The sequence below is a fragment of the Hydrogenophaga sp. L310 genome (genome assembly GCF_055703065.1).
Genome location: NZ_JBVPZA010000001.1, coordinates 370228 through 383302, shown reverse-complemented (window position 1 = coordinate 383302; position 13075 = coordinate 370228). Strand labels below are relative to the sequence as shown.

12 protein-coding genes are annotated in these 13075 nt (G+C 66.0%); 8 read left to right on the top strand and 4 right to left on the bottom strand.

The genetic code is table 11. From position 1 onward, the window contains the following. Window positions 1–13: 13 nt before the first annotated feature. From AC0GNO_RS01845 to AC0GNO_RS01835, 3 genes are read left to right on the top strand one after another with little or no spacing between them, the layout of a single operon-like run. Window positions 14–562, top strand: coding sequence for a bactofilin family protein (locus AC0GNO_RS01845; RefSeq protein ID WP_472902744.1), 549 nt, complete (start codon window positions 14–16; stop codon window positions 560–562). Window positions 563–571: 9 nt separating this feature from the next. After that, window positions 572–1120: a hypothetical protein gene (locus AC0GNO_RS01840; RefSeq protein ID WP_472902743.1), complete on the top strand. Its 549-nt coding sequence runs from the start codon at window positions 572–574 to the stop codon at window positions 1118–1120. A gap of 4 nt (window positions 1121–1124) precedes the next feature. Further along, the gene (locus AC0GNO_RS01835; protein WP_472887277.1) at window positions 1125–1529 is read left to right on the top strand and encodes a bactofilin family protein; all 405 of its coding nucleotides are present in this window, start codon (window positions 1125–1127) and stop codon (window positions 1527–1529) included. A 95-nt stretch (window positions 1530–1624) separates the two neighbouring features. Here the strand turns inward: AC0GNO_RS01835 and ppa are convergent, their stop codons facing one another. Further along, window positions 1625–2161, bottom strand: a complete 537-nt coding sequence (gene ppa, locus AC0GNO_RS01830) for an inorganic diphosphatase (RefSeq protein WP_472902742.1) — start codon at window positions 2159–2161, stop codon at window positions 1625–1627. 308 nt (window positions 2162–2469) lie between these two features. On the opposite strand from ppa, the gene AC0GNO_RS01825 reads away from it, so the two are divergent. Continuing rightward, complete coding sequence (locus tag AC0GNO_RS01825; protein WP_472902741.1) at window positions 2470–4533, top strand: sodium-translocating pyrophosphatase; 2064 nt, start codon at window positions 2470–2472, stop codon at window positions 4531–4533. A 73-nt stretch (window positions 4534–4606) separates the two neighbouring features. On the opposite strand, the gene AC0GNO_RS01820 is transcribed toward AC0GNO_RS01825, so the two are convergent. Next, window positions 4607–5233: a TetR/AcrR family transcriptional regulator gene (locus AC0GNO_RS01820; protein WP_472902740.1), complete on the bottom strand. Its 627-nt coding sequence runs from the start codon at window positions 5231–5233 to the stop codon at window positions 4607–4609. Window positions 5234–5377: 144 nt separating this feature from the next. Here AC0GNO_RS01820 and AC0GNO_RS01815 point away from each other — a divergent pair, with 144 nt between their 5' ends. From AC0GNO_RS01815 to moeA, 4 genes are all read left to right on the top strand, one after another. Next, window positions 5378–6199 carry a metal-dependent hydrolase gene (locus tag AC0GNO_RS01815; RefSeq protein WP_472902739.1) on the top strand — a complete coding sequence of 274 codons (822 nt, stop codon included), beginning with the start codon at window positions 5378–5380 and terminating at the stop codon, window positions 6197–6199. An 81-nt stretch (window positions 6200–6280) separates the two neighbouring features. Continuing rightward, window positions 6281–7417 (top strand): GTP 3',8-cyclase MoaA, encoded by a 1137-nt coding sequence (gene moaA, locus AC0GNO_RS01810; RefSeq protein ID WP_472902738.1) that lies wholly within the window; start codon window positions 6281–6283, stop codon window positions 7415–7417. A 119-nt stretch (window positions 7418–7536) separates the two neighbouring features. Continuing rightward, on the top strand, window positions 7537–8160 hold the full coding sequence (mobA, locus tag AC0GNO_RS01805) for a molybdenum cofactor guanylyltransferase MobA (protein ID WP_472902737.1): 624 nt from the start codon (window positions 7537–7539) through the stop codon (window positions 8158–8160). 10 nt (window positions 8161–8170) lie between these two features. Continuing rightward, on the top strand, window positions 8171–9448 hold the full coding sequence (gene moeA, locus AC0GNO_RS01800; protein ID WP_472902736.1) for a molybdopterin molybdotransferase MoeA: 1278 nt from the start codon (window positions 8171–8173) through the stop codon (window positions 9446–9448). Window positions 9449–9523: 75 nt separating this feature from the next. Here the strand turns inward: moeA and AC0GNO_RS01795 are convergent, their stop codons facing one another. Together AC0GNO_RS01795 and AC0GNO_RS01790 are read right to left on the bottom strand one after the other, a co-directional pair. Then, window positions 9524–9973, bottom strand: a complete 450-nt coding sequence (locus AC0GNO_RS01795) for a hypothetical protein (protein ID WP_472902735.1) — start codon at window positions 9971–9973, stop codon at window positions 9524–9526. Further along, entirely contained in the window at window positions 9973–13071 is a 3099-nt protein-coding gene (locus AC0GNO_RS01790) for an efflux RND transporter permease subunit (protein ID WP_472902734.1), read from the bottom strand. The genes AC0GNO_RS01795 and AC0GNO_RS01790 overlap by 1 nt, the downstream gene beginning before the upstream one ends. Window positions 13072–13075 lie beyond the last annotated feature (4 nt).

Sequence of the window (13075 nt, the reverse complement as noted above, 5' to 3'; positions counted from 1 at the left end):
TCTGGAACAAGACATGGAAAACAACCACATGAACGACAACCACCAGACACCCGATGCCAGCCAGGGCTACGACGAACCCGGCAACGGCCCCGTGGACAGTGGCCAGACGCTGGAAGTGGACGTCGGCAACGCCATGCCACCGAGCCAGCCCAGCCACCTGCCCTTGCTGCAGCCCATGTCCCTGCCGGGTGTTGCTGGTGAGGCCTTTGAAACAAACCCGGCGCGCAGCATGGTGGCCGAAGGCATGCACTTTGTGGGCAACGCACTGCTGCGCGGCCCCTGCAGCGTGGCCGGTCTGGTGGAAGGCAACCTGACGCAGGCCCCCGATGCCGCGGTGGCGGTCGTCGTGACCGAAACCGGTCGCGTCAAGGGCGACATCACCGCACAGAAAATATCGGTCATGGGCCACACCGATGGCATCCTGGACTCCGGTCAGGGTGAAGTGGCCCTGCACGACACCGCCAGCGTGCACGGTCTGGTGCGCTATGGGCGCATCCAGGTCAACGGCGCCGACCTCAATGCCACGCTGGAGCGTGTGGCGATCCAGAAGCCGGGGGCCTGACGGTTTTCCATGCTGTGGCGCCGACCTCCACAAATCCGCCTGATTCCGCAAACCGCGCCCGTACCGGACGCCGAGGCCTTGCGCCGCGCGGTGTTGCAGGCGAGCTGGCGGCGCGATCGCTGGGTCGCGCGCCGTCGCGTGTGGCTGCGCTGGCTGGTCTGGGTGACTGTGCGTTACCTGATGCCGGCTCTGCTGGTCTTCGGCCTGGGCGCCTGGCTCTGGCTGGGGGTGCTGCCGGACATGGGGAAGCCGCTGGATCCCCGGACCATCTTCCAGAAACCCGCTGCCAGCCCGCCACCGGCCGCCCCACCTGCGCACGAGTCCGCGCCCCTACCCGCGACGACGCCGCCTCCGTCATCTGCCGGACCAGAAGCCGTCCTGTTCAGCCCGGAGGGCGAAGAACTGCCCGTGCCAGTGGCCCTGCGTTTCGAATCACGCTGGGCAGCCCCGGCCAGCAGCAGCAAGCTCGCCACCACCGTGTCCGCCGAGCCCGACACGCCCAACCCGACCCAACCCCATCTGAAACCCGAAAACTGGTTGCACAGCAAGGAGCCCTGACCCCATGAACAACAATCCCGCTTCCACCCGCCTCGTTCCGGCCGAACGCCTCTCGGCCATCACCAGTCTGATCGCCGAAGGCGCCGTGTTCGACGGCAACTTCCACACCACGCGCGACCAGGGCATCAAGGTCGATGGCCAGCTCAAGGGCAACATCACCTTCGAAACCGGCGGCACGCTGCATGTGGGCGCCACGGGAGTGATCGAAAACACGCGCCTGGAAGCGGACTACGTGTTCATCGAAGGCAAGGTCATTGGCACCGTGATCGCGCGCAAGGCGCTGGAGATCACCGGCTCGGCCACGCTGATCGGCGACGCCAGCTATGACGAACTGATCGACATGCACCCGCGTGCCCGCGTGCGCGGCAAGATCGAGTACCGCGGCGACATCGACGCGGCGCAGTCCTGATCGCCCACCACCACGAACCCACAAAAAAGCCTGCCAGATTGCTCTGGCAGGCTTTTTTTCGGAGACACCGCCTCGCGGCGGGGTCTTCAACGGGATCAGGCCTGGGTGGCGTTGTAGGCAGCAATGCCGTCCATGATCTCCTTGTGGGCGGCGTCTTTGCCTTCCCAGCCCAGGATCTTGACCCACTTGCCCGGCTCCAGGTCTTTGTAGTGCTCAAAGAAGTGCTGGATCGTGTTCAGGCGCATCGGGTTCAGATCTTCGGGCTTTTGCCACTGGGTGTAGATCGACAGGATCTTGTCGATCGGCACCGCCAGCACCTTGCCGTCTTCACCGGCTTCGTCCTGCATCTTCAGGATGCCGATCGCGCGGCATGGCACCACCACGCCGGGGATCAGTGGCACAGGCGTGATCACCAGCACGTCCACCGGGTCGCCGTCGCCCGACAGGGTCTTGGGCACATAACCGTAGTTGGTCGGGTAGTGCATCGCGGTGCTCATGAAACGGTCCACGAAGATCGCGCCGGTTTCCTTGTCCACTTCGTACTTGATCGGGTCGGCGTTCATCGGGATCTCGATGATCACGTTGAACGACTCGGGAACATTCTTGCCAGGGGTGACGTTGTCGAGAGACATGGGGTTTTCTGAGAGTTGATGAATCGGAAGCGGCCACGTGTGCACAGGCATGGCGCACGGAACCTGAACGGATGGGCGCAAACGGTGCGCGCATGGGCAGGATTTACCCTGATTTTACTGATCCCAGCCTTACTTCCTGATCCATATCATTTCCCAAATGAAGCAATTCCCGCTAAATTCCAGCCGTTGGCCAATCGCCCTGCCGTGCTGCACCACCTGTAGCACAAGGACACGAGGAAGCAACGCAGCGGGGGCCACCCTCAAAGCGTTGCCCCCTCCAAGTCAAAACGAATGAGCAGGAGTAATCTATGGTTGGACAATCTGCGCTGATCTTTGCGCTGGTGTGTGGACTCGTGGCCGTGGCATACGGTTTCTGGTCCCGAAGCTGGATTCTTTCTCAGGACGCGGGCAACGCCCGCATGCAGGAAATCGCCGGGGCCATCCAGACCGGCGCTGCCGCCTACCTCGCCCGACAGTACAAGACCATCGCCATCGTGGGCGTGGTGCTGACCATCCTCATCGGTGTCTTCCTCGACACCACGACCGCCATCGGCTTCGTGCTCGGCGCGGTGCTTTCGGGGGCCTGTGGCTTCATCGGCATGAACGTCTCGGTGAAGGCCAACGTGCGCACGGCACAGGCCGCCACCCGGGGCATCGGCCCGGCGCTGGACGTGGCCTTCCGCGGCGGTGCCATCACCGGCATGCTGGTGGTGGGCCTGGGTCTGCTGGGCGTGGCCGGCTTCTTCTGGTTCCTGGTCGGCAACGGCAACCTGGCGCCCGACAAGAACCTGGCCAATCTGCTGAACCCGCTGATCGGCTTCGCCTTCGGCTCGTCGCTGATCTCGATTTTTGCCCGCCTGGGCGGCGGCATTTTCACCAAGGGCGCTGACGTCGGCGCCGACCTGGTGGGCAAGGTCGAAGCCGGCATTCCCGAAGACGACCCGCGCAACCCGGCCGTGATCGCCGACAACGTGGGCGACAACGTCGGCGACTGCGCCGGCATGGCGGCCGACCTGTTCGAGACCTACGCGGTGACGCTGATCGCCACCATGGTGCTCGGCGCCCTGATGGTGACGGTGGCTCCGATGCAGGCCGTGCTCTACCCCCTGGTACTCGGTGGCGTGTCGATCATCGCGTCCATCATCGGCTGCTTCTTCGTGAAGGCCAGCCCGGGAATGAAAAACGTGATGCCTGCGCTGTACAAGGGCCTGGCGATCGCCGGTGTGCTCTCGCTGATCGCCTTTTACTTCGTGACCGCCTGGATCATGCCGGACGACGCCATCAGCACCAGCGGCAGCCAGCTGCGCCTGTGGGGCGCCTGCGCGGTCGGCCTGATCCTGACCGCGGCCCTGGTCTGGATCACCGAGTTCTACACCGGCACCCAGTATTCACCGGTCAAACACATCGCCCAGGCCTCCACCACCGGCCACGGCACCAACATCATTGCGGGTCTGGGCGTGTCCATGCGCTCCACCGCCTGGCCGGTGCTTTGTGTCTGTATCGCCATCATCGCGGCCTACACGCTGGCCGGGTTGTACGGCATCGCCATCGCCGCAACTTCCATGCTGAGCATGGCCGGCATCGTGGTCGCACTCGACGCCTACGGCCCCATCACCGACAACGCTGGCGGCATCGCCGAGATGGCCGAGCTGCCCAGCAGCGTGCGCGACGTGACCGACCCGCTGGACGCGGTGGGCAACACCACCAAGGCCGTGACCAAGGGCTACGCCATCGGCTCGGCCGGTCTGGCCGCGCTGGTGCTGTTTGCCGACTACACCCACAAGCTGGAAACCTACGGCCACCAGATCAGCTTCGACCTGAGCAACCCGATGGTGATCGTCGGCCTGTTCATTGGCGGCATGATCCCCTACCTCTTCGGTGCCATGGCCATGGAGGCGGTGGGCCGCGCCGCCGGTGCGGTGGTGGTCGAGGTGCGCCGCCAGTTCAAGGAGATCCCCGGCATCATGGAAGGCACGGCCAAACCCGAGTACGGCCGCGCGGTCGACATGCTGACCACCGCGGCCATCAAGGAAATGGTGATTCCCTCGCTGCTGCCGGTGGTGGCGCCGATTCTGGTGGGCGTGTTCCTCGGTCCCCAGGCCCTGGGCGGTCTGCTCATGGGCACCATCGTGACCGGCCTGTTCGTGGCCATCTCCATGTGCACCGGCGGCGGCGCCTGGGACAACGCCAAGAAGTACATCGAAGACGGCCACCACGGTGGCAAGGGCAGTGAAGCCCACAAGGCGGCCGTGACCGGAGACACCGTGGGCGACCCCTACAAGGACACCGCCGGCCCGGCCGTGAACCCGCTGATCAAGATCATCAACATCGTGGCACTGCTGATCGTGCCGCTGCTGCCGATGGCGGCCTGACCCGCGAGGTTGATCACAGTCTTCAAGGCCCGCTTCGGCGGGCCTTGTTGTTTTCGGGACTTTGCATCGACAGCTATGTTGCGTCAGCCCGGGTGAGCAGGCGCACCACCGCACTCGCACTGGGTGTCAGTTGCTGAAGGCGGTCGACCTCCCCACGCTCGATGGCCAGCATCACCAGTTCATTGATGCCCCCCACCGCGGCGAGAGCCATCGTGGGCGTCAGCACCGGGCTCACCCGTGCCCCGCCAGAACCAGGCCCACCGTTGACCGTTTCCAGCACAAAGTCGGCAAACTGCGTCATCACCTCGCGGCGGACCCGGAGCCCTTCGGGACCCAGGTGGTGGATCTGTACAAACAGCGTCCCGACCAGCCCCGGTCCCGCCGCCAGATGCGAGAAATAGGCCTCCAGCGCATGCTCCACCTGGTCCTGCCAGGGGCGATCGGGCTGGACCGCTTCGCGCAGCGTGCGCAGGGCCGATACGCTGGTGAGCCGGTACAGCGCCAGGAAGCAGCTTTCCTTGCCGTCGAAATGTTCGTAGAACGTGCGTTTGGAGACCCCTGCTTCGCGCACGATGTCGGCAATGGTCGCGGCGGCAAAACCCTTGCTGGCAGACACGCTCGCCATCCCTTCGAGCAAGCGCGACCGGTGTTCGTGCTGCTCGATGGTGGTGTCGCTGGTTTCCATGATGGGCGCTTTCATGCACGGCATCTTAGGCCCACCACTTGTCCAGCGGCTGACAAGGCCCTGCCCTTCTCTCCCCGGATTCCCGCTTGACAGCACGCACCCTGACAGGCAGCATTGAAACCCTTGGTACCCAAAGGTACCGTCACCCCGTGACCACCCATGACCGAGCTGATTGTCCGCCGCCTGCTGATCGATCTGGAACAACCCGTGGCCCGCCACTGGTGTGGCGGCGATGCGTTCCTGACCGCCTGGTTCAACGCCTTGTCCATGAGTTTCCCGGTCGGCGAACAGTTCTTCATTGACTCGGTACGCAACGGTCTGCAGGCGCTGGCGCCGGAAAAACACGACCGTTTCCAAAGCGAGGTCAAAGGGTTCATTGGCCAGGAAGCCACGCACCGCCGCATCCACGCGCACTTCAATACGCAGATCGAACGCCACGGTCTGGTCAACGACTGGGAGCCGCGCGCGCGCGAGCGCCTGCGGCTGGTCGAAGGCACCGACCCGCGCCATGGCCTCGCCATCACCGCGGCCAACGAACACTTCACCGCCCTTTTCGCCGAATGGATGCTGTCGCACCACCACCTGCTGGATGGCTGCGAACCCCGCCTCAAGGCCTTGTGGCTCTGGCACAGCGCCGAGGAAGCCGAACACAAATGCACCGCCTTCGACCTCTACCAGGCGCTGGGTGGCAGCCACGCCTGGCGGGTGAAATGGATGCGGCGCATCACCCTCATTTTCCTGACCGACACCCTGCGGCAGACCGCCAACAACCTTCGGCACGACGGCACGCTCTGGCGCTGGAGCACCTGGCGCAGCGCGGGGCGCCACATGCTCGGTCGCGAAGGTCTGCTGCGCCGGAGCTTCAGCCCCTGGTGGGCGTATTTCCGGTGCGATTTCCACCCCAGTCAACAAAGCAGCGATCTCTCCGGAAACTGGCTGCGCGACAACGCCGCCCTCTTCACCCGCGTCGGTACCGCCTGAGCCCACAGGCGCCTCGGGTTTAACCCCGCTTCGGCAAGGCTTGAGCACCAGCGCCCGCGCGGCGTCCACCATAATCAGTGCATGTCCGAACGCGTCATTCCCCTGGTCGATCACCGCATGTCCACGCTGTCAGCGGCGGTCCCGTCAAAGGCCATTCCCGCCACGGGCCTGCTCGGCGATACCCTGGGTCGCCCCCTGCGGGATCTGCGCATCAGCGTCACCGACCGCTGCAACTTCCGTTGCAGCTACTGCATGCCCAAGGAAGTCTTCGACAAGGACTACCCCTACCTGCCGCACAGCGCGCTGCTGAGTTTTGAAGAAATCACGCGCGTGGCGCGCCAGTTCGTGGCCCACGGCGTGCAGAAAATCCGCCTCACCGGCGGCGAGCCGCTGCTGCGCAAGAACCTCGAAATCCTCATCGCGCAGCTCGCCGCGCTGCGCACGGTCGAGGGCCGGCCATTGGACATCACGCTCACCACCAACGGGTCGCTGCTGGAACGCAAGGCGCAGGCCCTCAAAGACGCCGGGCTGCAGCGCGTCACGGTCAGCCTGGACGGTCTGGACGACACCGTTTTCCGTGCCATGAACGACGTCGACTTTCCGGTGGCCGACGTGCTGCGTGGCATCGAAGCCGCGCAGGCCGCGGGCCTGGGCCCGATCAAGGTCAACATGGTGGTCAAGCGCGGCACCAACGAGCATGAGATCCTGCCCATGGCGCGCCATTTCAAAGGCACCGGCATCGTGCTGCGCTTCATCGAATTCATGGACGTCGGCGCCACCAACGGCTGGCGCATGGACGAAGTGATGCCGAGCGCCGAGGTGGTGCAGATGCTCCACCGCGAGTTGCCGCTGGTGCAGCTGGAACCGTCGGCGCCGGGTGAGACCGCCGAGCGCTGGGGCTATGCCGATGCGAACGGCCAGCACGATGTGCGGGCGGGTGAAATCGGCGTGATCAGCAGCGTCACGCAGGCCTTTTGCAGCGACTGCAACCGCGCCCGCCTGTCCACCGAAGGCAAGCTCTACCTGTGCCTGTTCGCCAACCAGGGCCACGATCTCAAGCCGCTGGTGCGGGGTGGTGCGTCTGACGAACAACTCGCCAGCGCCATCGCCGCCATCTGGCAGGGCCGCAGCGACCGCTACTCCGAACTGCGCGCCAGCCTGCCGCCCGATGAGTCGGGCGGTGGCCGGCGGGTGGAGATGAGTTACATCGGCGGGTAGATGAGGCACCCCCTGCGCCGCTTCGCGCCTCCCCCCTCAAGGGGGGCCACGCTGGTGGCCCGGCAAAGCCGGTTCCACGGCGTGTGCTGGAAGAGACACTTCTCTGATCGGACTTTTTTGTGATCCAACCAAACGAAATCACCGCCCTCGTGCTCGCCGGGGGCCGCGGCTCCCGCATGGGGGGCGTGGACAAAGGCCTGCAGAATTTCAACGGCACGCCGCTGGCGCTGCACACCGTGTTGCGGCTGCAGATGCAGGCCGGTGGCCTGATCGGCGACCTGATGATCAACGCCAACCGAAACCTCGCTGCCTACGAGGCGTTTGGTGCGCCGGTCTGGCCCGACACGCTGAGCGACTACGCCGGGCCGCTGGCGGGCTTCATGACCGGGCTGGAGCGCTGCGAAACGCCTTACCTGCTGACGGCCCCCTGCGACACGCCGCTGTTCCCGCTCGACCTCGCTCAACGCCTGGCGCAGGCCTTTGAAGACGACTCGACCGAGATCGCCATGGCCGCTGCCCGCGAAGAAGACGGTCAGATCCGCACCCAGCCGGTCTTTTGCCTGATGCGCGTGAGCCTGCTGGAAAGCCTCGTGGCCTTCACCCAGGCGGGCGGCCGCAAGATCGACCGCTGGACCGACCAGCACCGCACCGTGGTGGTGACCTTTGACCAGCCGGGCGACGATCCGCGCGCCTTCTGCAACGCCAACACCCTCGCTGAACTGCACGCGCTGGAAAACAGCTGAACCCTGATCGATGAAAACGATAGAACAGATCGCAGCCGAGCTGCAGGGCTACGACCCGCAGGCCCTGAGCGCCGAGCGCGTCAACCAGTTCCTGGCCCACCTGGTCGAGCCCGTCACAGAAACCGAAACGGTGGGCGTGTTTGAGGCGCTCGGCCGCGTGCTCGCACAGGACGTGATCTCGCCCATCAGCGTGCCACCGCACGACAACTCGGCCATGGATGGTTTTGGATTTCACAGCTCGCAGCTCCAGCCGGGGCAGCCGCTGTCGCTGCGCGTGGTCGGCACCGCCTTCGCCGGCAAGGCCTGGCAGGGCACGGTGGCGGCGGGTGAATGCCTGAAGATCATGACCGGCGCGATCATGCCGCCCGAGCTGGACACCGTGGTGCCGCTGGAGTTTGTGAAGGCGCAGGATGACCGCGTGGAGATCCCCTCCGGCGTGGTGAGCGCCGGTGACAACCGCCGCCTGCTCGGCGAAGACCTCATGGCCGGCCAGCCCGCGCTGCGCCGCGGCCAGACACTCGGCCCCGCTGCGCTCGGCCTGATTGCCAGCCTCGGCCTGCCCGGTGTGGCGGTGTATCGACGGATCAAGGTGGCCTACTTCTCCACCGGCGACGAAATCCTCAGCCAGGGCGAACCGCTGCGCGAAGGCGCGGTGTACGACAGCAACCGCTACACCGTCTTCGGCCTGCTCACGCGCATGGGTGTGGAGGTGATCGACATGGGCGTGATCAAGGACGAACCCGCCGCCCTCGAAGCCGCCTTCCGCCAGGCCGCGCGCGAGGCCGACGCCATCATCACCAGCGGCGGCGTGAGCATGGGCGAAGCCGACCACACCAAGGCCATGATGAAGCAGCTTGGCGACGTGGCCTTCTGGCGCATCGCGATGCGGCCCGGGCGGCCGATGGCCGTCGGCCGGATCACGGAAAACAGCAAGAGTGCCGTCCTCTTCGGCCTGCCTGGCAACCCGGTGGCGGTGATGGTCACCTTCCTCGCCTTTGTGCGTCCCGCCCTGCAGCGCCTGATGGGCAGCACCGCCAGCGAGCCGGTGCTGCTCAAGGCGCACAGCGCCGAGGCCCTGCGCAAGAAACCGGGCCGCACCGAATACCAGCGCGGCATCGTCAGCCGCGGTGCCGACGGATCGTTGCAGGTGCGCACCACCGGCAACCAGGGCTCAGGCGTGCTGCGTTCCATGGTCGAAGCCAACGGCCTCATCGTGCTGCACCACGGCCAGGGCAACGTGGTCGCGGGCGACGAGGTGGATGTGATGATGTTCGACGGCGTGATCTGAGCGCTTGATGCGGCCCGCCCGGCCACGGATCAAGCCTGGGCCAAGCGACCTCTGCGCGCAGGGTGAGCGTCCCGCTTATGGGGTGTCCGGCTCTCGCGCAACCGCCGCGGACTGCTGGGCCAGAAACTCGTCGGCCCAGCGCTGGGCACGGGGCAGGCAACTCGCCAGCGAGGCCTGCAGCTCGGGCACCTGAAAGTACGCCGGTTCGTGCAGGTAAGGGTGGCGCATGCAGGCGACATCCCGGGCTTCATGACTCAGATCCACCCGTTGCCCGTCGATGAAGTTGTACTGGTGTTCATAGTGCCCCCGGATGGCGCCGCCGAAAACGCGCTGCATGAAGAGCGACCCGTACTTGCAGGCGCCCGAGAGGTCCAGCGGGACCTGGTCCGGCTGCCCGACGGCTTCTTCACACCACTTACCGAACACAAAGACCTTGGCCGCCCGGAAGTTCTCGTCGGTGTAGGGCAGGCGCCCGGCCTGCGGCAAGGTGCAGTCCAGGCCCATCGGTGGCTCCGGATCGGCCATCACTTCGCCACCAGGATGTCTTCGGACTCGGGTTCTCCGTGGCCCGGCACATCCTTAGGCAGCACCCGCGAACCATGCCGCGTGCGCGCCAGCAAGGTGTACATGGTGGGCACCACAAACAGCGTGAGCAGCGTGCCCAGGCTCATGCCGCCCACGATCACCCAGCCGATCTGCTGACGGCTCTCGGCACCGGCCCCGGTGGCCAGCGCCAGCGGCATGGCGCCGAGCACCATGGCGCCAGTGGTCATGAGGATGGGGCGCAGGCGCAGCGCGGCGGATTCTTTGACCGCTTCGAGCTTGTCTTTGCCCTTCTCGCGCAGCTGGTTGGCGAACTCCACGATCAGGATGCCGTGTTTGGTGATCAGGCCCACCAGCGTGATGAGCCCGATCTGACTGAACACGTTGAGCGTGCCGCCACTGAGCTTGAGCGCCAGCAGCGCGCCCAGCATGGACAGCGGCACGCTGAGCATGATGATGAGCGGGTCGACAAAGCTCTCGAACTGCGCCGCCAGCACCAGGTAAATGAACAGCAGCGACAGCGCGAACACGATCGCCAGTGAACCCGATGAGCTGCGGAATTCGCGGCTCTGCCCGTTGAGGTCGGTGGTGTAGCCGGGCGGCAGCACCTCGGCCGCGATCCCGTTCATGATCTGGAGAGCCTCGCCCAGCGCCAGCTCGGGTGCGAGGTTGGCCGTGATGGAGGCGCTACGCCGCTGGCCGAAGTGGTTGAGTTCGCGCGGCACCACGACCTCGCGCAACTGCACCAGCGAAGCGAGCGGGATCATGGCGTCGCCGCGACCGCGCACGAACAGCTTGTCGATGTCATCGGGCGCGCTGCGCTGGACGCTGTCGGTCTGCACCACCACGTCGTACTGCTCGCCGCCCTGCTTGTAGCGCGTGACCACGCGCCCGCCCAGCAAGGTTTCCACGGTGCGGGCGATGACGTCCACGCTCACACCCATGTCGGCAGCGCGCTCGCGGTCCACGTCCATGCGGATCTCGGGTTTGTTCAGGCGCAGGTCGGTGTCCACCTGCACGAAGCCCGGGTGTTTGGCCATCTGATCCTGGAAGCGGCGCACGGTTTGTGAGAGGTTCTGGTAACTGTCGCTGGTGACGATCACGTAGTTGATCGGCCGCTCGCGGAAGCCCTGACCCAGCGAGGGTGGCGTGATGGGGAAGCCGCTGATGCCGGGCAGCGCGCCGATGCGCGGCGCGATTTCGCGCGCGATCTCCTGCGTGCTGCGCTCGCGCTCTTCCCAGGGTTTGGCACGCAGGAACACCGTGCCCTGCGCCACCGTGGGGTTGCCGATGTTGCTGAAGATGCGGTCGAACTCGGGGTAATCCGCGCCGATGCGTTCGACCGCCTCGGCGTAGCGCCGGGTGTAGGCCAGCGTGGCGCCGTCGGGGCCGTTGACGTTGACCAGGATCACGCCGCGGTCTTCCAGCGGCGCGAGTTCCTGCTTGGTGGTCTGCAGCAGCCACCAGCTGCCCGCAGCGCTCGCCAGCATCACGCCCACCACCAGCCAGCGCACGCGCAGCGCCCCGGCGAGCAGGCGGCTGTAGCCGCGTGTGATGGCGACGAGCACACGCTCCATGCCGCGGTCGAACCAGCCCGGGTTGGGGTTGTGGCGCAGCAGCTTGCTGCTCATCATGGGCGAGAGCGTGAGCGCCACGAAGCCCGACACCACCACCGCACCCGCCAGCGCGAGCGCGAACTCGGCGAACAGACGCCCGGTGCGCCCGGGCGTGAAGGCCAGCGGCGCGTACACGGCGGCGAGCGTGAGCGTCATGGCCACCACCGCGAAGCCGATCTCGCGCGCCCCTTTGATGGCCGCTTCAAACGGCTTCATGCCTTCCTCGATGTGCCGGTAGATGTTCTCCAGCACCACGATGGAATCGTCCACCACCAGGCCGATGGCCAGCACCAGCGCCAGCAGCGTGAGCGTGTTGATGGAAAAGCCGAACAGGCCCATGAGGGCAAACGAGCCGATCAGGCTGACCGGAATCGTCACCAGCGGGATGATGGACGCGCGGATGGTGCGCAGGAAGACGAAGATGACCAGCGCGACCAGCACCACGGCCTCGGCGATGGTGGTGTAGACGGCCTTGATCGAACGGTCGATGAAGACCGAGTTGTCGTTGGCGATCTCGACGTTGATGCCCGGCGGCAGGTCGGTCTTGACCTTCTCCAGCAACTGGCGCACACCGGCCGCAAGTTCCAGCGGATTCGCCGTGGCCTGGCGGATCACGCCCAGCGACACCGAGTCGCGCCCGTTCAGCCGCACCGAACTGCGCTCGTCCTGCGGGCCCTGCACCACACGCGCCACATCGCCCAGCCGGATCGACTGGCCGTTGACCGTGCGCAGCGTGACCTCGCGGAACTGCTCGGGTGTCTGCAGGTCGGTGGCGGCCGTGACGTTGAACTCGCGCTGGCTGCTCTCGATGCGCCCGGCGGGCACTTCGAGGTTGGAGCGGCGCAGTGCGTCTTCCACGTCCTGCACCGTCAGGTTGTACGCGGCCAGGCGATCGGGGTCGATCCAGACGCGCATCGAATACCGTCGCTCACCGTAGATGCGCACCTCGGCCGCGCCGGCGGCGGTCTGCAGCACCGGTTTGGCAATGCGGTTGGCCAGGTCGGAAAGCTGCAGCGCGTTGTGCGTGTCGGAATTGAGCGAGATCCACATCACCGGGAAGGCATCGGCCTCGACCTTGGCGATCACCGGCTCGTCAATGCCCTGCGGCAGGCGCTGGCGCACCCGGCTGACCTTGTCGCGCACGTCGGCGGCGGCCGAGTCGGGGTCGCGCGCCAGGTTGAATCGCACCGTGATCTGGCTGCGTTCCTGCCGGCTGATGGAGGTGATCACGTCCACGCCTTCGATGCCGGCGATGGAATCTTCCAGCGGTTTGCTGACCTGCGACTCCACCACCTCGCTGGAAGCGCCGGTGAACGTGGTGCTGACCGTGACGGTGGGCTCGTCGATCTTGGGGTACTCGCGCACCGTGAGGCCGCTGAAGGCCACCAGCCCGATCAGCAGGATCAGCATCGACAGCACGCTGGCGAAAACGGGGCGGCGGATCGCGACTTCAGGCAGTTGCATGGTG

What these genes read in the sequence shown, in the direction of transcription:
- ppa (WP_472902742.1), bottom strand. Translation starts at nt 2,161, where the DNA reads ATGTCTCTCGACAACGTCACCCCTGGCAAGAATGTTCCCGAGTCGTTC.
- AC0GNO_RS01835 (WP_472887277.1), top strand. Translation starts at nt 1,125, where the DNA reads ATGAACAACAATCCCGCTTCCACCCGCCTCGTTCCGGCCGAACGCCTC.
- AC0GNO_RS01845 (WP_472902744.1), top strand. Translation starts at nt 14, where the DNA reads ATGGAAAACAACCACATGAACGACAACCACCAGACACCCGATGCCAGC.
- AC0GNO_RS01815 (WP_472902739.1), top strand. Translation starts at nt 5,378, where the DNA reads ATGACCGAGCTGATTGTCCGCCGCCTGCTGATCGATCTGGAACAACCC.
- moaA (WP_472902738.1), top strand. Translation starts at nt 6,281, where the DNA reads ATGTCCGAACGCGTCATTCCCCTGGTCGATCACCGCATGTCCACGCTG.
- AC0GNO_RS01820 (WP_472902740.1), bottom strand. Translation starts at nt 5,233, where the DNA reads ATGAAAGCGCCCATCATGGAAACCAGCGACACCACCATCGAGCAGCAC.
- AC0GNO_RS01825 (WP_472902741.1), top strand. Translation starts at nt 2,470, where the DNA reads ATGGTTGGACAATCTGCGCTGATCTTTGCGCTGGTGTGTGGACTCGTG.
- moeA (WP_472902736.1), top strand. Translation starts at nt 8,171, where the DNA reads ATGAAAACGATAGAACAGATCGCAGCCGAGCTGCAGGGCTACGACCCG.
- AC0GNO_RS01795 (WP_472902735.1), bottom strand. Translation starts at nt 9,973, where the DNA reads ATGGCCGATCCGGAGCCACCGATGGGCCTGGACTGCACCTTGCCGCAG.
- AC0GNO_RS01840 (WP_472902743.1), top strand. Translation starts at nt 572, where the DNA reads ATGCTGTGGCGCCGACCTCCACAAATCCGCCTGATTCCGCAAACCGCG.
- AC0GNO_RS01790 (WP_472902734.1), bottom strand. Translation starts at nt 13,071, where the DNA reads ATGCAACTGCCTGAAGTCGCGATCCGCCGCCCCGTTTTCGCCAGCGTG.